Origin of the sequence: Streptomyces sp. NPDC012474, assembly GCF_042955185.1 — a bacterium.
Taxonomy (GTDB): domain Bacteria; phylum Actinomycetota; class Actinomycetes; order Streptomycetales; family Streptomycetaceae; genus Streptomyces; species Streptomyces cahuitamycinicus.
Map to the genome: position 1 here is coordinate 1 of NZ_JBIBEP010000013.1, position 25,301 is coordinate 25,301.

General features: G+C 72.6%; 20 protein-coding genes and 2 rRNA genes. 18 read left to right on the forward strand and 4 right to left on the reverse strand.

Annotation, left to right across the window (positions count from 1 at the left end):
• From ACFY9S_RS25965 to ACFY9S_RS25980, 4 genes are all read left to right on the forward strand, one after another.
• Positions 1 to 73 (forward strand): 23S ribosomal RNA (locus ACFY9S_RS25965); the annotation flags it as partial.
• Between the two features lie 105 nt (positions 74 to 178).
• Positions 179 to 295 (forward strand): 5S ribosomal RNA (gene rrf, locus ACFY9S_RS25970).
• 53 nt (positions 296 to 348) lie between these two features.
• Positions 349 to 1,950 carry a beta strand repeat-containing protein gene (locus tag ACFY9S_RS25975; RefSeq protein WP_391132800.1) on the forward strand — a complete coding sequence of 534 codons (1,602 nt, stop codon included), beginning with the start codon at positions 349 to 351 and terminating at the stop codon, positions 1,948 to 1,950.
• Positions 1,887 to 2,690, forward strand: a complete 804-nt coding sequence (locus tag ACFY9S_RS25980) for a hypothetical protein (protein WP_391132763.1) — start codon at positions 1,887 to 1,889, stop codon at positions 2,688 to 2,690. The genes ACFY9S_RS25975 and ACFY9S_RS25980 overlap by 64 nt, the downstream gene beginning before the upstream one ends.
• 83 nt (positions 2,691 to 2,773) lie before the next feature.
• On the opposite strand, the gene ACFY9S_RS25985 is transcribed toward ACFY9S_RS25980, so the two are convergent.
• Positions 2,774 to 4,066, reverse strand: coding sequence for a DUF1015 family protein (locus ACFY9S_RS25985; RefSeq protein WP_391132426.1), 1,293 nt, complete (start codon positions 4,064 to 4,066; stop codon positions 2,774 to 2,776).
• A gap of 72 nt (positions 4,067 to 4,138) precedes the next feature.
• On the opposite strand from ACFY9S_RS25985, the gene ACFY9S_RS25990 reads away from it, so the two are divergent.
• The 4 genes from ACFY9S_RS25990 (at position 4,139) to ACFY9S_RS26005 (ending at position 8,236) form a co-directional block, all read left to right on the forward strand.
• On the forward strand, positions 4,139 to 5,170 hold the full coding sequence (locus ACFY9S_RS25990) for an HAD hydrolase-like protein (protein ID WP_391132428.1): 1,032 nt from the start codon (positions 4,139 to 4,141) through the stop codon (positions 5,168 to 5,170).
• 104 nt (positions 5,171 to 5,274) lie between these two features.
• Complete coding sequence (locus ACFY9S_RS25995) at positions 5,275 to 6,318, forward strand: iron chelate uptake ABC transporter family permease subunit (RefSeq protein WP_391132430.1); 1,044 nt, start codon at positions 5,275 to 5,277, stop codon at positions 6,316 to 6,318.
• Positions 6,315 to 7,355 carry an iron chelate uptake ABC transporter family permease subunit gene (locus tag ACFY9S_RS26000; RefSeq protein WP_391132432.1) on the forward strand — a complete coding sequence of 347 codons (1,041 nt, stop codon included), beginning with the start codon at positions 6,315 to 6,317 and terminating at the stop codon, positions 7,353 to 7,355. The genes ACFY9S_RS25995 and ACFY9S_RS26000 overlap by 4 nt, the downstream gene beginning before the upstream one ends.
• On the forward strand, positions 7,352 to 8,236 hold the full coding sequence (locus ACFY9S_RS26005; RefSeq protein ID WP_391132434.1) for an ATP-binding cassette domain-containing protein: 885 nt from the start codon (positions 7,352 to 7,354) through the stop codon (positions 8,234 to 8,236). Before ACFY9S_RS26000 ends, ACFY9S_RS26005 begins: the two co-directional genes overlap by 4 nt.
• Here ACFY9S_RS26005 and ACFY9S_RS26010 read toward each other — a convergent pair.
• Positions 8,220 to 8,567, reverse strand: coding sequence for a hypothetical protein (locus ACFY9S_RS26010; protein ID WP_062926032.1), 348 nt, complete (start codon positions 8,565 to 8,567; stop codon positions 8,220 to 8,222). The genes ACFY9S_RS26005 and ACFY9S_RS26010 overlap by 17 nt on opposite strands.
• A 42-nt stretch (positions 8,568 to 8,609) precedes the next feature.
• On the opposite strand from ACFY9S_RS26010, the gene ACFY9S_RS26015 reads away from it, so the two are divergent.
• The 5 genes from ACFY9S_RS26015 (at position 8,610) to ACFY9S_RS26035 (ending at position 13,850) form a co-directional block, all read left to right on the forward strand.
• Positions 8,610 to 8,885, forward strand: coding sequence for a hypothetical protein (locus ACFY9S_RS26015; protein WP_391132436.1), 276 nt, complete (start codon positions 8,610 to 8,612; stop codon positions 8,883 to 8,885).
• A gap of 7 nt (positions 8,886 to 8,892) precedes the next feature.
• Positions 8,893 to 9,708, forward strand: coding sequence for a TlyA family rRNA (cytidine-2'-O)-methyltransferase (locus tag ACFY9S_RS26020; protein ID WP_391132438.1), 816 nt, complete (start codon positions 8,893 to 8,895; stop codon positions 9,706 to 9,708).
• The gene (locus ACFY9S_RS26025; protein WP_031112347.1) at positions 9,705 to 10,610 is read left to right on the forward strand and encodes an NAD kinase; all 906 of its coding nucleotides are present in this window, start codon (positions 9,705 to 9,707) and stop codon (positions 10,608 to 10,610) included. The genes ACFY9S_RS26020 and ACFY9S_RS26025 overlap by 4 nt, the downstream gene beginning before the upstream one ends.
• A 168-nt stretch (positions 10,611 to 10,778) precedes the next feature.
• Entirely contained in the window at positions 10,779 to 12,497 is a 1,719-nt protein-coding gene (recN, locus tag ACFY9S_RS26030) for a DNA repair protein RecN (RefSeq protein WP_391132765.1), read from the forward strand.
• A 210-nt stretch (positions 12,498 to 12,707) separates the two neighbouring features.
• A complete protein-coding gene (locus ACFY9S_RS26035) occupies positions 12,708 to 13,850 on the forward strand; it encodes a glycosyltransferase (protein WP_391132440.1) in 1,143 nt (380 codons plus the stop codon).
• Positions 13,851 to 13,891: 41 nt separating this feature from the next.
• Here the strand turns inward: ACFY9S_RS26035 and ACFY9S_RS26040 are convergent, their stop codons facing one another.
• Positions 13,892 to 15,571, reverse strand: coding sequence for a PucR family transcriptional regulator ligand-binding domain-containing protein (locus ACFY9S_RS26040; protein WP_391132442.1), 1,680 nt, complete (start codon positions 15,569 to 15,571; stop codon positions 13,892 to 13,894).
• A gap of 173 nt (positions 15,572 to 15,744) precedes the next feature.
• Between ACFY9S_RS26040 and ACFY9S_RS26045 the strand changes: the two genes are divergently transcribed.
• Positions 15,745 to 16,701, forward strand: a complete 957-nt coding sequence (locus ACFY9S_RS26045) for an LLM class F420-dependent oxidoreductase (protein WP_391132444.1) — start codon at positions 15,745 to 15,747, stop codon at positions 16,699 to 16,701.
• A gap of 21 nt (positions 16,702 to 16,722) precedes the next feature.
• Here ACFY9S_RS26045 and ACFY9S_RS26050 read toward each other — a convergent pair whose 3' ends face one another.
• On the reverse strand, positions 16,723 to 18,525 hold the full coding sequence (locus ACFY9S_RS26050) for a glycoside hydrolase family 15 protein (RefSeq protein ID WP_102908654.1): 1,803 nt from the start codon (positions 18,523 to 18,525) through the stop codon (positions 16,723 to 16,725).
• A gap of 528 nt (positions 18,526 to 19,053) precedes the next feature.
• Between ACFY9S_RS26050 and ACFY9S_RS26055 the strand changes: the two genes are divergently transcribed.
• From ACFY9S_RS26055 to ald, 4 genes are all read left to right on the forward strand, one after another.
• Positions 19,054 to 20,712 (forward strand): CTP synthase, encoded by a 1,659-nt coding sequence (locus ACFY9S_RS26055; RefSeq protein ID WP_391132768.1) that lies wholly within the window; start codon positions 19,054 to 19,056, stop codon positions 20,710 to 20,712.
• 94 nt (positions 20,713 to 20,806) lie between these two features.
• The gene (locus ACFY9S_RS26060) at positions 20,807 to 21,433 is read left to right on the forward strand and encodes an NUDIX domain-containing protein (RefSeq protein WP_391132446.1); all 627 of its coding nucleotides are present in this window, start codon (positions 20,807 to 20,809) and stop codon (positions 21,431 to 21,433) included.
• Positions 21,434 to 21,685: 252 nt separating this feature from the next.
• Positions 21,686 to 23,725, forward strand: a complete 2,040-nt coding sequence (locus tag ACFY9S_RS26065) for a tetratricopeptide repeat protein (RefSeq protein ID WP_391132448.1) — start codon at positions 21,686 to 21,688, stop codon at positions 23,723 to 23,725.
• A gap of 137 nt (positions 23,726 to 23,862) precedes the next feature.
• The gene (gene ald / locus ACFY9S_RS26070; RefSeq protein ID WP_391132450.1) at positions 23,863 to 24,987 is read left to right on the forward strand and encodes an alanine dehydrogenase; all 1,125 of its coding nucleotides are present in this window, start codon (positions 23,863 to 23,865) and stop codon (positions 24,985 to 24,987) included.
• The last annotated feature ends 314 nt before the right edge of the window (positions 24,988 to 25,301 follow it).

Here is a 25,301-nt window from a genome sequence, read left to right on the forward strand (position 1 = left end):
GTTGATAGGCCGGATATGGAAGCACGGTAACGTGTGGAGTTGACCGGTACTAATAGGCCGAGGGCTTGTCCTCAGTTGCTCGCGTCCACTGTGTTAGTTCTGAGACAACGAACAGTTGTCGGCTTTGAGCAGAACAGACAATAGAAGAGTGTGCTTGTTCGCTCGAAACCATTAGGGTTTCGGTGGTTATAGCGTAGGGGAAACGCCCGGTTACATTTCGAACCCGGAAGCTAAGCCTTACAGCGCCGATGGTACTGCAGGGGGGACCCTGTGGGAGAGTAGGACGCCGCCGAACAATCTTTGGAAGGACCCTTGGTCCCAGCGTTCAGCTGGGACCAAGGGTCCTTTTTGTTTTTGCAGTGCGCACCGGGCAGCCGGCTGCGCGAGAATGACTTGCGGTACCTAAGACAGGAGTCACCATGTCCACCAACTCTCCCGACGACCGACCGGAGCGCGACCAGCGGCGACGGGAGGGCGACCGGAACGACCGTGGCGGTCAGCGCGGGGGCCGCGGAGACCGTGGAGGCTTCAGCCGCGACAATGACCGGGGCGGCAACGACCGGGGCGGAAACGACCGTTCGGGTCACGGGCGTCGTGAAGGCGACCGGGGCGATGGCCCTGACCGCGGAGACCGTGGCGGCTTCCGCCGGGACGACAACCGCGGTGGGGGATACGTCCGGCGTGACGACCGCGACCGTGGGCCGCGCAGGGATGACCGCGACCGCGGTGGGTTCCGGCGTGACGACCGTGGTGACCGCCCCGCCCCCCGGCGGGACGACCGTGGTGAGCGTCGAGACGACCGGGACCGTGGCGGTTTCCGGCGGGACGACAACCGCGGTGGTGGGCACGTCCGGCGTGACGACCGCGACCGTGGGCCGCGCAGGGATGACCGCGACCGCGGTGGGTTCCGGCGTGACGACCGTGGTGACCGCCCCGCCCCCCGGCGCGACGATCGCGGTGACCGCCCGGCCTTCCGTCGGGACGAGCGTAGTGACCGCCCCGCCCCCCGGCGCGACGATCGCGGTGACCGCCCGGCCTTCCGTCGGGACGAGCGTAGTGACCGCCCCGCCCCCCGGCGCGACGACCGTAGTGACCGTCCCGCCTTCCGTCGCGACGACCGTAGTGACCGTCCCGCCTTCCGTCGGGACGACAGGCGTGACGACCGTCGCGATGACCGGCGTGATGATCGTCGGGGCGAAGGGCGCGAGGGCGACCGCGGTGGCTTCCCCCGCCGCGACGACCGTGGCGGTTTCCGTCGCGACGACAACCGCGACCGCGGCTTCCGCAGCGACGATCGTGACCGTTCCAGGGACGGCGACCGCGGTTTCCGGCGTGACGACCGCGGTGGATTCCGGGGCCGTGACGAGCGCCGCGGGGACGACCGTGGGGAGCGTGGCGGTTTCCGCCGAGACGACGCCGGTCGGGGCGACCGTCCGGCCTTCCGTCGCGAAGACGGCCCTCGCGGTGACCGTCCGGCTTTCCGTCGGGACGACAGCCGCGGTGACCGTCCGGCTTTCCGTCGGGACGACAGCCGCGGTGACCGTCCGGCCTTCCGTCGCGAAGACGGCCCTCGCGGTGACCGTCCGGCTTTCCGTCGGGACGACAGCCGCGGTGACCGTCCGGCCTTCCGTCGCGAAGACGGCCCTCGCGGTGACCGTCCGGCTTTCCGTCGGGACGACAGCCGCGGTGACCGAGGTGGCTTCCGCGGCCGTGACGACCGTGGCGCGCGCGGTCCCCGGCGTGACGACCGTGGCGATCGCCCGGGCTTCCGGCGTGACGGCGATCGGCGTGACGGCGACCGGGGTGGTTTCCGCGGCCGTGACGACCGGCATGGTTCCGGCCGGTTCCGCGAGGAGCGGGAGCGGGACAGGGAGCCCATCAAGCGGCTGCCGATCCCGGAGGACGTCACGGGCGAGGAGATCGACAAGGATGTACGGCAGGAGCTGCTGAGCCTGCCCAAGACGCTCGCCGACGATGTCGCCAAGAACCTGGTGATGGTCGCGCGGCTCCTCGACGAGGACCCTGAGGGCGCGTACGGCTACTCCAGGGTGGCGCTGCGGCTGGCATCGCGTGTCGCCGCCGTACGGGAGGCCGCCGGATTCGCCGCGTACGCCAGCCAGAAGTACGGCGAGGCGCTGGCCGAGTTCCGGGCCGCCAAGCGGATGACCGGGAACATCGACCTGTGGCCCGTCATGGCCGACTGCGAGCGCGGGCTCGGGCGGCCGGAGAAGGCGCTGGACATGGCCGGGGCGCCCGAGGTGCACAAGCTGGACAAGGCCGGGCAGGTCGAGATGCGACTCGTCGCGGCCGGTGCGCGGCGGGACATCGGGCAGCTCGACGCGGCCATCGTGACGCTGCAGAGCCCGGAGCTGGCCGCGAACTCCGTGCAGCCGTGGACCGCGCGACTGCGGTACGCGTACGCCGACGCGCTGCTCGCCGCCGGGCGGGAGAGCGAGGCGCGGGAGTGGTTCGCGAAGGCCGTCGAGGCCGATCGCGACGGCAGCACCGACGCCTCGGACCGGCTCGCCGAGCTGGACGGCGTGGAGTTCGTCGACGCCATGGTCGAGGACGAGGGCGACGAGCCCCAGGATCCGGCCTCGCCGACGGCGGACGAGGACGACCAGCACGAGGGCGACAAGCTCGAGAGCGACAAGCTCGAGAGCGAAGAGGACGAGGGCGACAAGGACTGACGTCCGTAGGGGAAGGGGCGGGATCCGGGCCGAGAGGCCTCGGGGTCCCGCCCCTTCGTCGTGTCAGCGCTGTTCCGGTCCGGTCAGAGGTCCAGCGCCCGCAGGACCAGACCCGTCGCCGGCTTCGGGCCGAACGACGTCGACTTGCGGGGCATCGTGACGCCCTGGCGGGCCAGGTCGCGGACGACCTCCTCGCGGACCGGGTGCATCAGGACGGCCGTTCCGCCGTCGCGTTCCGCCTTCTCCACCGTGGCCGTCGTGTCGTGGATGTAGGCGACGTGGGCGGGGGAGTCCTCGGAGATGCGCCACACGTGCTCCAGGAGCGTGGCGTGCAGGACCGTCGCGTCGAGGGTGCGCCAGGCCTCCGGGCGGTCGGCGGGGATCGTGCGGGCCAGCAGGTCCGGGTCCGGGTGGTCCACGAGGTGGAAGGCGCCGTCCCCGGCCAGCAGGAACGCGTTGCCCGCGCGGGCCGCTCCGGCCAGCGTGTCCAGGGCCTCGGGCAGCGGCACTTCGAGGCGGCGTACACGGAAGCGGCCCTCCAGGGCGGCCACGGCGTCGCCGACCGGCAGGTCGTGCAGGAGACGGTGGATGGCGCGCACCCGGAGGGGATAGCGGGCCGTGTCGACGAGGAGGACCAGGCCGTGGTCCCACGGGCTGGGGGAGGGGTGCTCCGTGCGGAGGCGGCGGTAGGTCGCCCAGCGGTGGTGGCCGTCGGCGATGAGGGCCTGGTGCCGGCCGAGGTCGGTCTGGATCGTGGCCAGGTCGTCGGGGGAGGTCACCGACCACAGGCGGTGGCGGAAGCCGTCCTCCGTCGTGGTGGCGAGGAGCGGAGGCCGTTCGGCGGTGCGCTCGATCAGGTCCGCCGTGACGGCCGTCGAGCCGTCGCCCCGGTAGGTGAGGAGCAGGGGTTCGAGGTTGGCGGAGGTGGCGCGCATGAGGGCGGCGCGGTCGGCGACGACGTGCGGCATGACGTCCTCGTGCGGCAGCACCACCTGCTCGGCGGGGTCGGACACGCGCAGGGCGCCGATGATGCCGCGTTGCAGCATGCCGTCGCCGTCCTGCTGCTCGTAGACATAGAGACCCGGTTCCGGGTCGGTGGTCAGGACGCCCTCGGACAGCCAGCGGCGCAGGGTGTCGGCGGCCCGTTCGTTGCGGGCGCTGGGCGTGGCCGCCTGGGGGAGGATCAGGCGGACGATGTTGTACGGGTCGGCGGACTCGAGGTGGTGCAGGCCGTCGGGGCGCACCACGACGTCGTACGGCGGAGATGTGACGGCGGCAAGACTGCCGACCCGGTCGGGGTCGTAACGAAGGCCTCGGAACGGGGTGAGTTCCAGGCCTCGGTGCGTCGTTGCCTCCGAGTGACCTGCTGAGTTCATCCCGGCATCGTACGGCTGTCGGTGGCATGGGGGATGATCGGGGGAAAGCCGTCGAACGAGGAGCGATGCGGGATGAGCCGGAGCGTCAGGACGAGGCCCGAGGCCAGTGGGCAGGCCCTGAGCGAGGCGTACGACACGGCGCTGCTCGATCTGGACGGAGTCGTGTACGCGGGCGGGAGCGCGATCGCGCACGCGGTCGAGTCGCTGGCCCGGGCCCGGGAGGGCGGGATGCGTCTGGCGTACGTGACGAACAACGCGCTGCGGACGCCGGACACGGTGGCCGGGCATCTGACCGAGCTGGGGATACCCACGGGCGCGGAGGACGTCATCACCTCGGCGCAGGCGGTCGCGCGGCTGATCAGCGAGCAGGTGCCGCAGGGCGCCCGGGTGCTCGTGATCGGCGGTGAGGGGCTGCGGGTCGCGTTGCGCGAGCGCGGGCTGGTGCCCGTGGAGTCCGCGGACGACGATCCGGCGGCCGTGGTGCAGGGGTTCGGCGGGCCCGATCTGCCGTGGGGCCGGTTCGCCGAGGCGTCCTACGCGGTGGCGCGGGGCGTGCCGTGGTTCGCGTCCAACACCGACCTGACCATTCCGAGCGGGCGGGGGATCGCACCGGGCAACGGCGCCGCAGTCGAGGTCGTCCGGATCGCCACGGGTGCCGAGCCGCAGGTCGCGGGCAAGCCCCTGCCCCCGATGCACCGGGAGACGATCCTGCGGACCGGGGCGCAGCGACCACTGGTGGTGGGGGACCGGCTGGACACGGACATCGAGGGTGCGTTCAACGGCGACGTCGACTCGCTGCTGGTCCTGACCGGTGTCACCGACGGCGCGCAGCTGCTGGCCGCACCTCCGCAGCACCGGCCGACGTATGTGGACGCGGATCTGCGCGGGATGCTCGGCCGTCAGCCGGAGGTCGTCGCAGTGGGCGAGGCCGGGTTCCGGTGCGGTGGCTGGACGGCGACGGCCGGTGCGGACCGGCTGGAGCTCGACGGCGAGGGTGGGGCTCTGGACGGGCTGCGCGCGTTGTGCGCCGCGGCGTGGACGGCGGCCGGTGAGGGTGCGTGCGGGCTGGACGGGGGGAAGGCGCTGGCGCGGCTGGGTATCTGAGCGCCTGTCAGCGCCCGGGCCGGGTACCCGGAACGGACCGGGAAGCCGGAACGGACCGGGAAGCCGAATCTTGCTCGAATGCGAGGGTAGGCTAACCTAACTGGGTGTTGGTCGAGAGTCCCCCTGAACAGCGCGCGGAGACCGCCCCCGCGCCCCCGACCCGAGGGGCGGTGCGAGCCTTCGGGCTGTTGCTGTCCGTCGCGATCCTGGTGCTCGTCGCGCTGGCGAGTATCGCGATCGGTGCGAAAGAGCTCTCCCTCGGTCAGGTCTGGCACGGCCTGTTCGATGACTCGGGGACCTACGGGGACGTCGTCGTCGCGGAGCGGCTGTCGCGGACCGTGCTCGGGCTGCTCGCGGGCGCCGCGCTCGGCCTGGCCGGAGCGGTCCTGCAAGCCCTCACCCGCAACCCGCTGGCCGACCCGGGTCTGCTCGGCATCAACGCCGGTGCCTCCGCCGCGGTCGTCACGGCCATCACCTACTTCGGGGTGACCTCGCTCAGCGGCTACGTATGGTTCGCGTTCTCCGGCGCGGCCGCGGTCGGGGCGCTGGTGTGGTTCCTCGGCGGCAGCCGGGGCGCGACGCCGGTGCGGCTCGCGCTCGCCGGTACGGCCATCAGCGCCGCGCTGTACGGCTACCTCCAGGCCGTGATGATCATGGACGAGGCGGCGCTCGGCAAGATGCGCTTCTGGACGGTCGGTTCGCTGGCCTCGGCGACCGACTCGACCATCACACAGGTCCTGCCGTTCCTGCTGACCGGCACGGTCCTGGCGCTGGCGTTGGCCCGGCCGCTCAACGCGATGGCCATGGGCGACGACACCGCCAAGGCCCTCGGAGCCAACCTGAACCGGACGCGGGCGCTGGCGATGCTGGCCGCGACCGTACTGTGCGGGGCCGCGACCGCCGCGTGCGGGCCGATCGTGTTCGTCGGGCTGATGGTGCCGCACGTCGTGCGCTCCTTCACCGGGCCCGACCTGCGCTGGATCCTGCCGTACGCGGCGCTGTTGTCGCCCGTGCTGCTGCTCGGCGCCGATGTCATCGGCCGCATCGTGGCCCGGCCCTCGGAGCTCCAGGTGGGCATCGTCACCGCGATCCTCGGCGGGCCGGTGTTCATCTTTCTCGTACGACGGCGGAGGACGGCGCAGCTGTGAGGACCACCAACCGTGCCGTGCGGAGCCCGGGCGGGCTCTCGATACGCCTGGACGTGCGGGCCGTCACCGTCGTGCTCCTGCTGATCGTCGCGACGCTCGTGGCGAGTGTCGTGCTCATCGGCACCGGCGACTTCCCGATCCCGGCCGCCGACGTGCTGCGGACGCTCGTCGGCGGGGGCAACCCGGGCCAGGAGTTCATCGTCACCGAACTGCGGCTGCCGCGGGTCCTCGTCGGGCTGCTGGTCGGCGCCTCACTCGGACTCGGCGGGGCGCTGTTCCAGGCCATCTCCCGCAACCCGCTGGGCAGTCCGGACGTGCTCGGTCTCGGGCAGGGGGCGACGGCCGGCGCGCTCGTGGTGATCGTGCTGAGCTCCGGGAGCGCCAACCAGGTCGCCGCCGGGGCGCTGGTCGGCGGCCTGGTGACCGGGCTCGCCATCTATGTGCTCGCCTGGAAGCGGGGTGTGCACGGCTACCGGCTGGTCCTGGTCGGTATCGGCGTCTCCGCGATCGTCACGGCGGTCAACGGCTACCTGCTCACCAAGTCCGACATCGTGGACGCGGCCCGCGCGGTCGTGTGGATGACCGGGTCCCTCGACGGCCGGGACTGGGACCAGGTGTGGCCGCTGCTCGCGCTGACCGCCGTGCTGGTGCCGCTCGTCCTCGTCAACGCGCGGGGCCTGCGGATGATGGAGATGGGCGACGACGTGTCGTACGCCCTGGGGGTGCGGGTCGAGCGTGTCCGGCTGCTGCTGATGGTGGCGGCGGTGCTGCTCACAGCGTCCGCCACCGCCGCGGCCGGCCCCGTCAGCTTCGTCGCGCTCACCGCGCCGCAGCTGGCCCGGCGTCTGACCCGCTCGCCCGGGCCGAACCTGCTGCCCTCACTGTGCATGGGCGCCGCCCTGCTGGTCGTCGCCGACTGGGTCTCGCAGCGGGCGTTCGGCGCCGAGCAGTTGCCCGTGGGGGTGGTCACCGGCGTGCTCGGCGGGGTCTACCTGCTGTGGCTGCTGGTCAGCGAGCGCAGGGCGGGCCGGATATGAGCACCGGGACGGAGAAAAGCACCAGCGGACTGAACAACCAAGGGAGCACCGTGAACCGCCTGTCCGCCGAGAACGTCACCCTCGCCTACGACCAGCGGATCATCGCGGAGCAGTTGTCGGTGGAGATACCCGACAACTCCTTCACCGTGATCGTGGGCCCCAACGCCTGCGGCAAGTCGACACTGCTGCGGGCGCTGTCGCGCATGCTCAAGCCGAGCGAGGGCCGGGTGCTGCTCGACGGGCAGGTCATCCAGTCGATGCCCGCGAAGAAGGTCGCGCGGACCCTCGGCCTGCTGCCTCAGTCGTCCATCGCGCCCGACGGCATCACGGTCGCCGACCTGGTCGGCCGCGGCCGTTACCCGCACCAGGGCATCCTGCGCCAGTGGTCGGCCGAGGACGAGCGCGTCGTCCAGGAGTCCATGCGCCAGACCGGCGTCGCAGAACTCGGCGACCGCTACGTCGACGAACTCTCCGGCGGCCAGCGCCAGCGGGTGTGGATCGCCATGGCCCTCGCCCAGCAGACGCCGCTGCTCCTCCTCGACGAGCCGACGACGTTTCTGGACATCCAGCATCAGATCGACGTACTGGACCTGTGCGCTGAGCTGCACGAGGAGCAGGGGCGCACGCTCGTCGCCGTGCTGCACGACCTGAACCACGCCGCCCGCTACGCCACCCACCTCATCGCCCTGCGCGAGGGCCGGGTCGTCGCCGAGGGCCCCCCGAAGGACATCGTCACGGCCGGACTGGTCGAGGAGGTCTTCGGGTTGCGCTGCCAGGTCGTCGAGGACCCGGAGACGGGCACGCCGCTGGTCGTGCCGGCGGCCCGCAAGGCTCGCGCCCGGGCCACGGTCGCGAAGGTCGCGGCTACAGAAGCTTCCTGAGCTGGAGCAGGTCCCGCACGCCCGCGTGCAGTTTCACACGGCCGGAGCCCCAGGCCTTGGCGAAGCTCAGTTCGCCGCCGACCAGCGCGACCAGGTCGTCGCCGGTCATGGCCAGTCTGATCTCGGCCTTGCCGGGCGGCGGCCCCGGCACGGTGTCGTGCACCTCGATCCGCCCGCCGCGCATCCGGCCGGCGAAGGTGACGTCGAGGTCCGTGATGTGGCAGCTCACCGAGCGGTCCAGGGCCGCGGCGTCGCGGACGTCCCCTTCGGCGCGCTGCATCGTGTCCGAGAGCTTGTCGAGTGCGCTGCGGCACTCCTCGATCGTGGCCATCGCGATCGACGGTACCGCAGCGGTTCGCGGTAGCGTCGGGGCATGGACGACGCAGTTCCCGAGATGCCGCCGGCGGCGGAGGACGAGCCGGCGTACGACCCCGCCGCCCCGGCCCCCCTGAACGTGCCGCGCTCGCCGACCGGCGACGCCGGTGTGGACGCCGCCCTGGACCGGCTCGGCGACGCGGACCACCTCGCCACGGACGGGCATGTCGGGGTGTACGAGGATGTACACCGGGGGCTGCGCGACGCGCTGACCGCGCTCGACGCACGCCCGGGACCTCCCGCGCCCCCGACGCCGCCTGGACCTAGGAGCTGAACCGAACGTGGCAGGAGTCGCACGCCGCCGTCTGGACGCGGAGCTGGTCCGCCGGAAGCTCGCGCGCTCGCGCGAGCATGCCGCGCAGCTGATCGCCGCCGGGCGGGTCTCCGTCGGCAGGACCGTCGCGACCAAACCCGCCACGCAGGTGGAGACCGCGGCAGCGATCGTGGTGACCAAGGACGACAGCGACCCCGACTACGTCTCGCGCGGCGGCCACAAGCTGGCCGGCGCGCTCGCGGTGTTCGGGCCGCTGGGGCTGGCCGTCGAAGGGCGCAGGGCGCTCGACGCGGGCGCCTCCACCGGCGGTTTCACCGATGTCCTGCTGCGGGCGGGCGCCGCCCATGTCGTCGCCGTGGACGTCGGATACGGACAACTCGCGTGGTCCCTGCAGAAGGATGAACGCGTCACCGTCAAGGACCGTACGAACGTACGCGAGTTGACGCTTGAAGCGATCGATGGGGAGCCAGTGGATCTTGTCGTGGGGGATCTGTCCTTCATCCCGCTCGGGCTGGTCCTGCCCGCTCTGACGCGGTGCGTGAAGCCGGACGCCGACCTGGTGATGATGGTCAAGCCGCAGTTCGAGGTGGGCAAGGAGCGCCTCGGCAGCGGGGGAGTGGTACGCAGCACCCAGCTGCGGGCCGACGCGGTACGGGGGGTGGCCGGGAAGGCCTGGGCGCTGGGGCTCGGGGTGAAGGGCGTGACGGCCAGTCCGCTGCCCGGACCGTCGGGAAATGTCGAATACTTTCTGTGGCTGCGGTCCGGGGCACCGGCACTGGACCCGGCCGAGGCAGACCGTGCAGTGGCGGAGGGGCCGCGTTGACCGAGAACCGAGCTCGTACTGTTTTCCTGCTCGCCCACACGGGGCGGCCCGCCGCCGTCCGCAGTGCCGAGCTCGTGGTGAAGGGGCTGCTGCGCTCCGGTCTCGGCGTGCGCGTCCTGGAGGCCGAGGCGCGCGACCTGCCGTTGCCGGCCGAGGTGGAGCTGGTCAAGGAGGCCACTCCCCAGTGCCTCGACGGTTGTGAGCTGCTCATCGTGCTGGGCGGTGACGGCACGCTGCTGCGCGGTGCCGAGTTCGCGCGGGCGTCGGGCGTGCCGATGCTCGGCGTCAACCTCGGGCGCGTCGGGTTCCTCGCGGAGGCCGAGCGGGACGACCTCGACAAGGTCGTCGACCGGGTGGTGACCAAGGCGTACGAGGTCGAGGAGCGGATGACCGTCGACGTCGTCGTGCACCGCAACGGGGACATCGTGCACACGGACTGGGCGCTGAACGAGGCGGCCGTGCAGAAGGTGTCCGCCGAGCGCATGCTGGAGATCGTCCTGGAGATCGACGGGCGGCCGGTGACGGGGTTCGGCTGCGACGGGATCGTGTGTGCGACGCCCACGGGGTCGACGGCGTACGCCTTCTCGGCGGGTGGGCCGGTGGTGTGGCCGGAGGTCGAGGCGCTGCTGATGGTGCCGATCTCCGCGCACGCGCTGTTCGCGAAGCCGCTCGTGACATCGCCGGATTCTGTGTTGGCTGTGGAGGTTCTGCCCCACATTCCGCCCGGGGTGCTGTGGTGCGACGGGCGGCGGACCGTGGAGTTGCCGCCGGGGGCGCGGGTGGAGGTGCGGCGTGGGGCCGTGCCGGTGCGGCTGGCGCGGCTGCACCACGCCTCGTTCACGGACCGGCTGGTGGCGAAGTTCGCACTGCCGGTTTCCGGGTGGCGGGGGGCTCCTCACTAGCGGTTCGCAGGGGGTGGTCGCTCGTCGGCGGCGGGTGCGGGTCGGCTGTGGCCGTGCGCGCAGTTCCCCGCGCCCCGTGAGGTCGGTGTCCACCCGCGTGGGTGACAGAGACGGGCCAGTCGCAATTGGTTGCCCGGACCTCGTAAGGTCGTGTCCGTGTTGGAGGAGATGCGGATACGGTCGCTGGGCGTGATCGACGATGCTGTCGTCGAGCTGTCGCCCGGGTTCACCGCGGTCACCGGTGAGACGGGTGCGGGCAAGACCATGGTGGTCACCAGCCTGGGGTTGCTGCTGGGCGGGCGGGCCGACCCGGCGCTCGTGCGGATCGGGGCCGGGAAGGCCGTCGTGGAGGGGCGGATCACCGTCCCCCGGGACGCCGCGGTCGCCGTACGCGCCGAGGAAGCCGGGGCCGAGCTCGACGACGGGACCCTGCTGGTCAGCCGTACCGTCTCCGCCGAGGGGCGCTCACGGGCGCACCTGGGTGGGCGCAGCGTGCCCGTGGGCGTACTGGCCGAGCTCGCCGACGAGCTGGTGGCCGTGCACGGGCAGACCGACCAGCAGGGGCTGCTCAAGCTGTCCCGGCAGCGGCAGGCGCTCGACCGGTACGCGGGCGACGCGGTCGCCGGGCCGCTGGCCAAGTACGGCGAGGCGTACAAGCGGCTGCGGGCCGTCGCCGCCGAACTCGACGAGATCACCACCCGGGCCCGGGAGCGGGCCCAGGAGGCCGACCTGCTGCGCTTCGGGCTCGACGAGATCGCCGCCGTCGAGCCCCGCGCCGGTGAGGACGTGGAGCTGGCCGAGGAGGCCGAGCGGCTCGGGCACGCCGAGGCGCTGGCGTCCGCCGCCGCGGTCGCGCACGCCGGTCTCGCGGGCAACCCCGAGGACCCGGAGGGGGTCGACGCCGGGACGCTCGTCGCGGGCGCGCAGCGGGCCCTGGACGCCGTACGGGCGCACGACCCGGCGCTGGCCGCGCTCGCCGAACGCATCGGAGAGATCGGGATCCTGCTGCGCGACGCGGCCGGCGACCTGGCGGGGTACGCCGACGATCTCGACGCCGATCCGCTGCGGCTGGCGGCCGTCGAGGAGCGGCGGGCCGCGCTCACCGGGCTGACGCGCAAGTACGGCGCGGACATCGCCACCGTGCTGGCCTGGGCCGAACAGAGCGCCGCCCGGCTGACCGAACTGGACGGCGACGACGAGCGGATCGGGGAGCTGACCGCCGAGCGGGACGCGCTGCGGTCCGAACTGGGCGGGCTGGCGCAGGCGCTGACGGACGCCCGGACGGAGGCCGCCGAGCGGTTCGCCGCCGCGGTGACCGCCGAGCTGGCCTCGCTCGCCATGCCGCACGCGCGTGTGTCCTTCGACATCCGGCAGACCGAGGATCCGGAGGGCGTCGAGGTCGGCGGGCGCCCGGTAGCCTACGGTCCCGCGGGTGCCGACGAGGTCGAGCTGCTGCTCGCCCCGCACCCGGGGGCGCCGCCCCGGCCGATCGCCAAGGGCGCGTCCGGCGGTGAACTGTCGCGTGTGATGCTGGCAGTGGAGGTCGTGTTCGCGGGGACGGATCCCGTGCCGACATACCTCTTCGACGAGGTCGACGCCGGAGTCGGCGGCAAGGCGGCGGTCGAGATCGGCCGGCGGCTCGCACGGCTGGCGAAGACCGCGCAGGTCGTGGTCGTGACGCATCTGCCCCAGGTGGCCGCCTTCGCCGACCGCCAGCTGCTGGTCGAGAAGACCAACGACGGGTCGGTGACCCGGTCCGGCGTCAAGGTCCTCGAAGGCGAGGACCGGGTCCGGGAGCTGTCCCGTATGCTCGCCGGGCAGGAGGACTCCGAGACGGCCCGGGCGCACGCGGAGGAGCTGCTGGCGGCGGCTCGGGCGGACGGCTAGCCCGCAGCGGCGCACCGGCAGTGGTGCGGCAAGGCCGGGCGGGTCGCCCGATTTCACTCGTGTGGGTGACCCGGCCCGGGGCATTCCCCCGGTGCCGCGCCCCGCTGCCACGGCGCAGGGGTTCCGGCGTTCCCGGAACCCCCTTGTGTCCTGGCATCCTTGGCGGAGTACGCGTCGTGACCGCCCGACCCGAACCAGGAGCCCGGCCACGTGACCCCCGTGAGCAGCCACTCACCGCATGGCCAGTCGCCGCTGCGCACCGTGCAGGTGCTGGGCGGAGGCAACGCCGCCAGCAGTGCGCATGTGCGCTCGCTGGCCGCGGGGCTCGTCGCGCGGGGCGTGAAGGTCACGGTGTGCGCCCCCTATGAGGCCGATCGCGCCTATGACTTCAGTGGTATCGGGGCCGACCACGTGCACGTGCCGCGCAGCAGCGACCCGGTGTCGGTGGCCGCGCTGCGGGCGGCCTGCGCCAACGCCGATCTGGTGCACGCGCACGGGCTGCACGCCTCCTTCCGTACCGCGCTCGCCCTCAGCGGGCGGCGCGTGCGTACTCCGCTTGTGGTGACGTGGCACGACCGGGCGCACGCCGACGGGGCGCGGGCCCACATGCTGCGCGTGCTGGAGCGAAGGGTCGTGAAGGCGGCCACGGTGGTGCTGGGGACGACCTCGGCGCTGGTGGACCGGGCCCGGCTCACCGGCGCGCGCGACGCCCGGCTCGCGGCGGTCGCGCTGCCCGGCCCCCGCAGGCCCCGCGAACCCGACGACCCCGACCGGCGTCGGCCCAAGGTGCGCGCCGAACTCGGCGCCATCGGAAGGCCGTTGCTGATGGCCGTCGGCTCCCTGGAACGCCACCGTGGATACGACGTGCTGCTGGACGCCGCGCGCGCCTGGCGCCGCCTCGATCCCGTGCCACTGGTCGTGATCGCCGGGGAGGGACCGCTGCGCGGTGAACTGCAGGGGCGGATCGAGGAGGAGGGGCTGCCGGTCCGGCTCGTCGGGCGGCGCGACGACATCACCGACCTGCTCGCCGCGGCCGACCTCGCCCTGCTGCCGAGCCGCTGGGAGGCGCGCTCCGTCCTCGCCCAGGAGGCCCTGCACGCCCGCGTGCCGCTCGTCGCGACGGATGTCGGCGGCATCCCCGAACTCGTCGGCGACGCGGCCGAACTCGTCCCGTACGGGGACGCCAGGGCCCTCGCCGACTCCGTCGTCCGGCTGCTCGGCGACCGGGAGCGCCGGGAACTGCTGGCCGACAGGGGAGCCCGGCAGGCCGCCACGTGGCCGACCGAGGACGAGACGGTCGCCCAGGTGCTCAGCGTGTACGACGAGCTGACCCAGCCCCAGCCCCTGCCCTGAAGGCTGAGGCTGGAGGGCTGAGGGTCGAGGGCCGCCGGCCTCTAGGGCACGTGCCGGCGGGCCCGCAGTGCCAGGCTCAGGGCCAGGACCGTCTGCGGGTCGTCGAGGTCCGTGCCCAGCAACTCCCCGATGCGGGCCAGGCGGTTGTACAGGGTCTGCCGGTTCAGATGCAGTTCGCGGGCCGTCTCCGCCTTGCGTCCCGCGTGGGCGAGGTAGGTCGTGAGGGTGGGCAGCAGCGGCGGCCGGGAGCGGCGGTCGTGCTCCAGCAGCGGGCCGAGGGCGCGGTCGACGAAGGCCGCCAGGTCCTCGTGGTCGCGCAGCCGCCACAGCAGCAGGTCGATGTCGAGGCGGCGGGCGTCGTACCAGGGCCGGTCCGGCAGGCCCTGGGCCGCCGTGGCCGTCTCGGCAGCGTGCCGCAGGCCCGAGGCGGCCGCCGGCCACCCGCCGGCCGTCCCCACGACCATCACGGGCGGCTGTCCGCCGGGTCGCGGCAGCCCGGCCCGGCCCACACCGGCTCGCAGCGCTGCCGCGACCCGGTCCGCGACCGCCGCCCGCTCCGACTCCGCACGCAGCCCGAGCAGCACCAGCACCCGGCCCTCCACCGGCCGCACCCCGAGCAGCACCGGCACGCCCACCGACGCCAGCTCCTCCGAGACCGCCCGGGCCAGCACGGCCCAGCCGCCGCCGCTCTCGGCTCCACCGGGGCGGCCGCCGCCCCCGTCCGGGGCCAGGGCGTCCCCCAGCCGCATGACCACCGGCAGCAGCGGGCCGCTGCCCGGCCGGAAACCCAGCACGCGGGCCTGCGCCGGGGCGTCCTGGGCCGTGACCCGGCCTTCGGCGAGGTCGGTGAGGAAGTCGCCGCGACCCCGCGCCGCCAGTTCCTCCTCCTGCCGGGCCTGCATCAGCACCACGGCCAGGATGCCCGCGGCCCGCTCGGCGGCCATCCGGTGCACCGGAGCCAGGGGAGACCGCACGGGCAGCAGAATGAGCCGGGCCCGGACGCCCCCGCTGCCGGGCCCGCCGCCCGGCACGTCCACGAGCACCGAACCCGCCAGCTGCGGCTCGTCCTTGTGCTGGCCGCGCAGCCCCTCCCACACCTGGAGCGGGTCCGCGCCCTCGGGCCCGGACCCGGCCGCGTACAGCAACTGGCCGTCCGCCGTCTCCAGGAACACGGGGTTCCCGGCGAAGTCGGCCAGGATCCCCAGCACTTGGGGCACACCGCCGCCGCCCAGCACGGCCTGCGTGCACCGCCGGTGCACCTCCTCGGCCCGCTGCAGCAGCGCGTAGTGGCCGTTGACGATCTCGGTGTGCACCTCCTCCGTGACCGTGACGAAGGGCACCTCGCGATGCAGCTGGACGAGCGGCAGCCCGGCTGCGCGTGCCGTGTCGACGAGCGCCGCGGGCAGCCGGGTGAAGCGCGGACCGAGCTCCACGACCAGGGCCGCGATGCCGCGATCGGCCAGGGTGCGCACGAACGCCCGCTGCTCGGCGGGGCGGGTACCGAGCCCGTAGCCCGTGGTCAGCAGGAGTTCGCCGCCCTTGAGCAGGGAGGCGATGTGCGGCACCTCGCCGGCGTGCACCCAGCGCACGGTCCGCCCGAGCCGCTCGGCGCCCGCCAGCACCTCGGGCAGCCCGCTGCGCAGCCCCGGCAGCTCCAGCGCCCGCTGCACGGTGATCCCGGCGCCCTGGGTGTCGTAACCGCTGTCCGTCCCGCTGTCCATGTGCCGGACGCTACCCGCGCGGATGCCTCCCGGACATCTCCGGCGGGGCACCCAAACGATCACCCCTGGGAGCCCGCACTGGACCAGGCGCCGAATCACGCACTGGATCATGCATGGGAAACGCTCTGGAATTCCCCGGATTGGCGCGTGATCGACCGGGTACGGGCGCGGTCATGGACATGAGCGTGGTGGCGGTAGGGCGGGAGGACGACAGTCCGGTCGAGGAGCCGTTGCGGGTCGCGGTGCTCGCCGACCGGCTCGGGTACCGGGAGGTCTGGGCGGGCGAGGGACCCACGTGGGACTCGTTCGTCCTGGCGGCGGCGATCGGCGCGGCCACCGAGCAGGTCGCGCTGACCGCCGGGCCCGTACCGGTGTCGGTGCGCGATCCGCTCACCATCGTCCGGGGCGCCGCCTCCACCGCGGCCGTCACGGGCCGGCCCGTCGGCGTGGCCCTGGGCACCTCCAGCAAGCGGGTCGTCGAGGGCGTGCACGGCCGGCCGCGGATCCGGCCCGCGGCGGCCCTCGCGGAGTCGGCGGCGGCCGTACGGGCTCTGATGGACGGCGTGCCGGGCGAGCCGATCGTGCCCGGCAGCGGGTTCCCGCGCCGGCTGCCACCGCCCGGAGGCATGGTCACCGTCGCCGCGTTCGGGGAGCGGGCGGTCGCCGCCGCCGTCGCGCACTCCGACCGGATGCTGCTCGACCTCGTCTCGCCCGAGCAGGTCCGCATGCTGCGCGGCCGGATGCTCGCGGCCGCCGAGAAGGCGGGCCGTACGCCGCCGCGGCTGGCCGCCTGGCTCCCCGCCGCCGTCGATCCGGAGCCGGAGACGCTCAGGCAGGTCCTGCGCAGCGTCGTCGGCTACCTCGCGGTGCCGGGCTACAGCGACATGTTCGTCGACGCGGGCTTCGCCGAGGTCGTCGAGCTGGCCGCCAAGGGCGCCGACGCGGACACATTGCTGCGGGCGCTGCCGCCCGAGGCCGCCGGCACGGTAGCTCTCGTCGGCGACACCGACACCGTCCGCGCCCGTGTCGCCGCCTACGCCGAGGCCGGACTGGACGAGATCGCCCTCGTCCCGGCCACGGCCGGTGATCCCGCGGGGGAGCGCACGCTCACGGCCCTCAGGCCGGAGTGAGACCCCGGCGGGCCGCCCCGCTCAGCCGCCGTACGCGCCCGAAGCCGTCAGGCGCAGTGCCGTGTCGATGAGCGGCACGTGGCTGAAGGCCTGCGGGAAGTTGCCGACCTGGCGCTGCAGACGCGGGTCCCACTCCTCGGCCAGCAGACCGAGGTCGTTGCGCAGGGACAGCAGCTTCTCGAACAGCTTGCGGGCCTCGTCCACGCGGCCGATCATCGCCAGGTCGTCGGCCATCCAGAACGAGCAGGCCAGGAACGCGCCCTCGTCACCGGGCAGACCGTCGACGTTCTCGTCACCGCTGGTGGTCGGGTAGCGCAGGATGAAGCCGTCCGACGTGGACAGCTCACGCTGGATCGCCTCGATCGTGCCGATGACCCGCTTGTCGTCCGGCGGCAGGAAGCCCATCTGCGGGATCAGCAGCAGCGAGGCGTCCAGCTCCTTCGAGCCGTACGACTGTGTGAAGGTGTTGCGCTCCTTGTCGAAGCCCTTGTCGCACACGTCCCGGTGGATGTCGTCGCGCAGCTCCCGCCAGCGCTCCAGCGGGCCGTCCGCGTCGCCGGACTCGATCAGCTTGATCGTGCGGTCCACCGCGACCCAGGCCATCACCTTGGAGTGCACGAAGTGGCGGCGCGGCCCGCGCACCTCCCAGATGCCCTCGTCCGGCTCCTGCCAGTGGTCCTCCAGGTAGCGGATGAGCTTCAGCTGGAGCAGCGAGGCGTAGTCGTTGCGGGCGAGGCCCGTCATGTGGGCCAGGTGCAGGGCCTCGGTGACCTCGCCGTACACGTCCAGCTGGAGCTGGTGCGCCGCGCCGTTGCCGACCCGGACCGGGGTGGAGCTCTCGAAGCCCGGCAGCCAGTCCAGCTCCGCCTCGCCGAGCTCGCGCTCCCCGGCGATGCCGTACATGATCTGCAGGTTCTCCGGGTCGCCGGCCACCGCGCGCAGCAGCCACTCGCGCCAGGCCCGGGCCTCCTCGCGGTAACCGGTGCGCAGCAGGGAGGACAGGGTGATCGCCGCGTCGCGCAGCCAGGTGTAGCGGTAGTCCCAGTTGCGGACGCCGCCGATGTCCTCCGGCAGGGAGGTGGTCGGCGCGGCGACGATGCCGCCGGTCGGGGCGTACGTCAGGGCCTTCAGCGTGATCAGCGAGCGCACCACGGCCTCGCGGTAGGGGCCGTGGTACGTACAGTGATCGACCCACTCGCGCCAGAAGTCCTCCGTCGCCTCCAGCGACTGCTCCGGCTCGGGCAGCGGTGGCGGCTCCTTGTGCGAGGGCTGCCAGGAGATCGTGAACGCGATCCGGTCACCCGGCGCGACCGTGAAGTCCGCGTACGTGGTGAGCGACTTGCCGTAGGTCTCCGCGGATGTGTCGAACCACACGGAGTCGGGGCCCGCGACGGCCACCGTGCGCCCCTCGTGCTTGTGCACCCACGGCACCACCCGCCCGTAGGAGAACCGCATCCGCAGCGCCGAGCGCATCGGTACCCGGCCCGAGACGCCCTCCACGATGCGGATCAGCTGCGGAGCGCCGTCACGCGGCGGCATGAAGTCCGTCACCCGGACCGTGCCCCGCTGGGTGTCCCACTCGGACTCCAGGATCAGCGAGTCGCCCCGGTAGCTGCGCCGCGCGGCGGTGGGGGGCTGCTGGTCGGAGGCGTACGCGGGGCCGAGCCGCCAGAAGCCGTGTTCCTCGGTGCCCAGCAGGCCGGCGAAGATGGCGTGCGAGTCGAAGCGGGGCAGGCACAGCCAGTCGACCGTGCCGTCCCTGCAGACCAGGGCAGCGGTCTGCATGTCTCCGATGAGTGCGTAATCTTCGATGCGCCCGGCCACGTGCAACTCCAGTCGAACGGCCACGTCACCCCACGAGGGGGGCTGTCGCTAGTGCGGTCAAGGGGGGTTTCAGCAAGTCTTGCAATGCGTCGTTGAGCACTGAAGCAAAACAGGTCACTCAGCCGTGATGCAAAGCGCCAATTGTTGCTCAACGAACTGACGAGCTCACGTTGTTCCGGTGCTTACGGGCGGGGGGTGGTGCCGTTGGGCCGGACGGGCTCGGCAGCGAGTGTCCGAGCAGGATACGACGCACGAGGATGATCCGGGTGCCCGTCCGGACAAGGGGAGTACGCCGAACGAGTGAGCAACGGGTGAGGAAGCGGTGAGTGTGGTCGCCTCCGTGTCGGAATGTGTGCGGAGCGTGGCCGGAAGCCATCGCCCCGCGGCGCTGATACGCTGGTAGCCCGTGGACCGGTGGGCCCCTTCCCGACAGGGAACCCCCGAACCGCAGCGACGGCACCCCGGAGATATCCGGTGGGCAGCCGCACCGCACCCCCAGACCGCGACCACGGGAGCCCCGTCTTGGCCATGCCGCCCGCCGCTTTTCGTAATTCGACGACCAAGCACATCTTCGTCACCGGGGGTGTCGCCTCCTCGCTGGGCAAGGGCCTGACAGCCTCCAGCCTCGGCATGCTGCTCAAGGCCCGGGGCCTGCGCGTCGTGATGCAGAAGCTCGACCCGTACCTGAACGTGGACCCGGGCACGATGAACCCCTTCCAGCACGGTGAGGTGTTCGTCACCAACGACGGCGCCGAGACCGACCTGGACATCGGCCACTACGAGCGCTTCCTCGACCGCGACCTCGACGGCTCCGCCAACGTCACCACCGGCCAGGTGTACAACACCGTGATCGCCAAGGAGCGGCGCGGCGAGTACCTGGGCGACACCGTGCAGGTCATCCCGCACATCACCAACGAGATCAAGCACCGCATCCGCCGCATGGCGACGGACGAGGTCGACGTCGTGATCACCGAGGTCGGCGGCACGGTCGGCGACATCGAGTCGCTGCCGTTCCTGGAGACCGTCCGCCAGGTCCGTCACGAGGTCGGCCGCGACAACGTGTTCGTGGTGCATATCTCGCTCCTGCCGTACATCGGCCCCTCGGGTGAGCTGAAGACGAAGCCCACCCAGCACTCGGTTGCGGCCCTGCGCAACATCGGTATCCAGCCGGACGCGATCGTGCTGCGCTGCGACCGCGAGGTCCCGACCGCGATCAAGCGGAAGATCTCGCTGATGTGCGACGTCGACGAGGCCGCCGTGGTGGCCTGCCCCGACGCCCGCTCGATCTACGACATCCCGAAGACGGTGCACGGCGAGGGGCTGGACGCCTACGTCGTCCGCAAGCTCGACCTGCCGTTCCGCGACGTCGACTGGACGACCTGGGACGACCTGCTCGACCGCGTCCACAACCCCGACCACGAGATCACCCTCGCCCTGGTCGGCAAGTACATCGACCTGCCCGACGCCTACCTGTCGGTCACCGAGGCGCTGCGCGCGGGCGGCTTCGCCAACCGGGCCCGCGTGAAGATCAAGTGGGTCACCTCCGACGACTGCAAGACCGCGGCGGGCGCCGCGGCGCAGCTCGGCGATGTCGACGGCATCTGCATTCCCGGCGGCTTCGGCGACCGCGGTGTGCTCGGCAAGGTCGGCGCGATCAAGTACGCACGCGAGAACAAGATCCCGTTGCTCGGCCTCTGCCTCGGCTTGCAGTGCATCGTGATCGAGGCCGCGCGCAGCCTGGCCGACATCACCGACGCCAACTCCACCGAGTTCGACCCGGCCACCTCCCACCCGGTCATCTCCACCATGGCCGAGCAGCTCGACATCGTCGCCGGTGAGGGTGACATGGGCGGCACCATGCGGCTCGGCATGTACCCGGCCAAGCTGGCCGAGGGCTCGATCGTGCGCGAGGTGTACGACGGCAAGGAGTACGTCGAGGAGCGTCACCGGCACCGCTACGAGGTGAACAACGCCTACCGGGCCGAGCTGGAGAAGCAGACGGGCATCCTGTTCTCCGGCACCTCGCCGGACGGCAAGCTCGTCGAGTACGTCGAGTACCCGCGCGACGTCCACCCGTACCTGGTCGCCACGCAGGCCCACCCGGAGCTGCGCTCGCGCCCGACGCGCCCGCACCCGCTGTTCGCCGGGCTCGTCAAGGCCTCGGTCGAGCGGAAGACTTCGAAGTAACACACCAGTTGTACGGTGGCCGGGGTGCATCCCTTCAAAGGGTGTGCACCCCGGTTTCGTTTCGGCAGGTCGGGTGGCACGTGGAAGGACAGGCATGACGATCAAGGACGCCCCGGAGGAGTGGGAGATCCGGGCGACGCAGACTCCCTTCGTGGGCAACAAGACCTCCGTCCGCACCGACGACGTGGTCATGCCCGACGGCACCGTGGTCGGCCGTGACTACCAGGTCCACCCCGGATCCGTGGCCGTCCTCGCCCTGGACGCGGACGACCGCGTGCTGGTGCTGCGCCAGTACCGCCACCCCGTGCGCCACAAGCTGTGGGAGATCCCGGCCGGACTGCTCGACGTCCCCGGCGAGAACCCGCTGCACGCCGCGCAGCGCGAGCTCTACGAGGAGGCGCACGTCAAGGCCGAGGACTGGCGGGTGCTGACCGACGTCTACACCACGCCCGGCGGCTGTGACGAGGCCGTCCGGATCTTCCTGGCGCGTGACCTGTCCGAGGCCGAGGGTGAGCGCTTCGCCGTCGAGGAGGAAGAGGCCGACATGGTCCTCGACCGGGTGCCGGTCGAGGACCTCGTGCGAGGAGTGCTGGCCGGCGAGCTGCACAACAACTGCCTCGTCGTGGGCGTCCTCTCGCTGGTCGCCGCCCGGGGCGGTGACGGCCTGGAGGCCCTGCGCCCGGCCCAGGCGCCCTGGCCGGCCCGCCCGTTCGAGGTGTAGGCGCTCCGCTGGGGGCCGTGTAGGCCGTCGGCCGTGTGCGGCGGTGTCGTGGCTTGTCGCGCAGTCCCCGCGCCCCTATGGGGCGGCCCCTGACGCTGTCAGTCCTACGATCTGCTGATCCGATCGGGGGATGCGCCCGCCGTGCCCGCCGTGCTCCTCCGGGAACGTTGCAGAGCGTGAACTAGGCTCTGGAGCACGCCCGAACCGGAGTCCCGGCGGGCTCGCGTGCGCGGTGGGACGGGAGTGTGGCCCGTGGCGGATCAGGTCGTGGAGACAGGCGACGTGCGGCCGGCCGGGCGCGCTGCCGGGGAGATCGAGTTCCTGGGCCGCACACGGGAGTTGAAGGAACTGCGCGCCGACATCGAGCGTGCCGGGCTGGACACCCTGGCCGGCCGGAAAGCACCTCGCGCGCGCGTGCTGCTCATCGCCGGCAGGCCCGGTTCGGGCCGCACGGCACTCGCCGAGGAACTCGTCCGGCAGGTTGCGGACCGTTACCCCGACGGAGTGCTGCGGGCGAGCCTGACCGAGCCCGGCGGCACCCCGGTCCCCGTCGGACGTGCCGCCCGTGACCTTCTCACCGCCCTGGACGAGCCGGCGCCGGCCGGGGCCTGCGACGACGACCTCACCGACGCCCTGCGCACCGCACTGGCCCACCGCCGCGCCGTGCTCCTGCTCGACGACGCGGCCGACGCCGAGCAGGTCGACGCCCTGCTGCCCGACACCCCGGACTGCCTCGTCGTCGCGGTCTCCGGAGGCCCGCTGACCGGCATCTCCGACGTCCGCCCCTGCACCCTGGGCGGCCTGGACGCCAAGTCCGGGGTGGAACTGCTGACCCGGCACACCGGCTCGGTCCGCATCACCGTCGACCCCCGTGCCGCCGAGGGCCTCGCCGAGGAGTGCCAGGGGCAGCCCGCCGCGCTGATGCTGGCGGGGGGCTGGCTCGCGGCACGCCCCCAGGCCGCCGTCTCCGACCTCGCCAAGCAGCTGCGCGCCGAGGACACCGAGGGCACCGCCCTGACCCGGGTGTTCCGGCTCGCCCACGCCGCCCTGCCCGCCGGCGCCGCGCGGATGCTGCGCCTGCTCGCCCTCGCCCCGGCCGGACTGGTCGACCCGCAGACCGCCTCCGCGCTCGTCGGCTGCTCGGTCGGCAGCGCCCGCACCACGCTCGACGACTTCGTCGCCCTGGGCTTCCTGCACACGGTGGACTCACCGCTGCCGCAGTACGAGGTGCCCGCCTGCCTGCACCCCCAGCTGCGGATCCTCGCCGAGCACCACGAACGCCCGGCCGAGCTCCAGCTGGCGCGCGCACGCATGCTGGAGCGGACCGTACGGCTGCTCCAGGCCTGCCGGGCGATCACCGAGACCGACAGCCCCCAGGCGCGCCAGAAGCTCCTCGACATGCCGCGCGCCCTGCGCTTTCCCACCCCGCGGGACGCCGCCGACTGGCTGCGCCTGACCCGGCCCGCCCTGCTGGCCTCGGCCCGGCTCGCGGTCGCCGACGGGGAGCTGGACACTCTGGCCCGGCGGCTGATGTCCCAGCTGGTCCGGGCGATGGCGGCGCACATCGGCACCCAGGCCGCCGCCGCCGACCTCTACGACATCCACAGCCTCGTCCTCGGCATCGCCGAACGCCGCGACCTGCCCCGGGAGCGTGCGGCGGCCCTGCTCAACCTCGGCGACCTCGACGCCCGCACCGGCCGCACCGCCGACGCCCTGACCCGCTACCGGGCCGCACTGGACGCCGGGCGCGAGGTGAACGACCCGTACGCGACCGGCCGCGCGATGGAATCCGTAGGCGGCGCGCACCTGGAGCTCGGCGACTACGACCGGGCCGCCGACTGGTTCGGGCGCGCGCTGGCCGAACGGCTCGCCCGGGACGAGCGCGCCGAGGCCGCCCGGCTCTACGGGCGGATCGCCGCCGCCCACACCTTCGCGGGCCGCTACGGCGAGGCCCTGCGGAACTGGCGCGCGGCGGTCGCCGGTCACCGCAAGAACGGCGACGTGGCCGCTCAGGCGCGGGCGCTGAGCGAGCTGGCGCGGGTCCAGGAGTACGCGGGCCGGCCCGAGGAGTCGCTGCGCACCTGCCGGGAGGCCGTGGAGTGGGCGCGGCGCGCCGAGGATCCGCGGTTGCAGGCCGCCCTGCACCTGCGGGTCGCCGACACCCTGGAACGCCTGGGTGATCCCGCGTCGGCCGGGCTGCACCGGGGCGCCGCCGAGCGGATTCTCGGCGACTCAAACCTTCAAAACGACCCTGACGCCTGCGAAATCCGTACCGCATCACCTGGAGATTGATGCAATGAAAGGCTAGACAGCGAGAACGCCTTCATTAGACTGGCTCTGCCGCACGTTCTCCTGCGGTCTCTCCCGGTGTGCCCGCGTGTGCCCGGGTATGTCTTAGTAAGACCCCCATACCCTCTGAGCCAAGGACCGTGATCGACGTGAAGGTCGGCATCCCCCGCGAGGTCAAGAACAACGAGTTCCGGGTGGCCATCACCCCCGCCGGCGTGCACGAGCTGGTGCGCCACGGCCACCAGGTCGTCATCGAGCGCGGCGCCGGCGTCGGCTCCTCGATCCTGGACACCGAGTACGTCGCCGCCGGTGCGCACATCCTGGACACCGCCGACGAGGTGTGGGCCGCCGCCGACCTGCTGCTGAAGGTCAAGGAGCCCATCGCCGAGGAGTACCACCGCCTCCGCAAGGACCAGACGCTCTTCACCTACCTGCACCTGGCCGCCTCCAAGGAGTGCACGGACGCACTGCTGGAGTCCGGCACCACGGCGATCGCCTACGAGACGGTCGAGCTGCCCAGCCGCGCGCTGCCGCTGCTCGCCCCGATGTCCGAGGTCGCGGGCCGGCTGGCCCCGCAGGTCGGCGCCTACCACCTGATGCGCGCCAACGGCGGCCGCGGCGTGCTGCCCGGCGGCGTCCCCGGCGTGCTGGCCGGCCGCGCCGTCGTGATCGGCGGCGGCGTCTCCGGCTGGAACGCCGCGCAGATCGCCATCGGCATGGGCTTCCACGTGACCCTGCTCGACAAGGACATCAACAAGCTCCGCGAGGCCGACAAGATCTTCGGCACGAAGATCCAGACCGTCGTCTCGAACGCCTTCGAGCTGGAGAAGGCCTGCCTCGAGGCCGACCTCGTCATCGGCGCGGTGCTGATCCCCGGCGCCAAGGCCCCGAAGCTGGTCACCAACGAGCTCGTCTCGCGGATGAAGCCCGGAAGTGTTCTTGTCGACATCGCGATCGACCAGGGCGGCTGCTTCGAGGACTCCCGCCCGACGACCCACGCCGAGCCGGCCTTCCAGGTCCACAACTCGGTCTTCTACTGCGTCGCCAACATGCCCGGCGCCGTGCCGAACACCTCCACCTACGCGCTGACCAACGCGACGCTGCCGTACATCGTCGAGCTGGCCGATCACGGCTGGGCGGACGCGCTGCGCCGCGACCCCGCGCTGGCCAAGGGCCTCAACACCCATGACGGCAAGGTCGTTTACCGCGAGGTCGCCGAGGCGCACGGCGTGGAGCACGTGGAGCTGACCTCGCTGCTCGGCTGAGCCGCCGACCCGCACGCGACGGCCGGTAAGTCGGCTAAGTCATCAACCGGCAAAGGCGATACGTCAACACAGGTCGTCAACGCCGCACGCCCGGCCGGACCTTGCCCGACAAGGTCCGGCCGGATGTGTGTATGGTCACTTCGCGATTCTCGCGCAACTCGCCTCGAACGTAACCCTTCAACCGATTCGCACACCGGTGAAACCTGCCGTGCGACGGCCGTACGCCCTTGACAGCGGGATGTTTCATTGCCGACACATCGGGCCGGGTCCGGCGGATTGTGTTGCTGCGGACGCCCGACACGCCATAGAGTCGC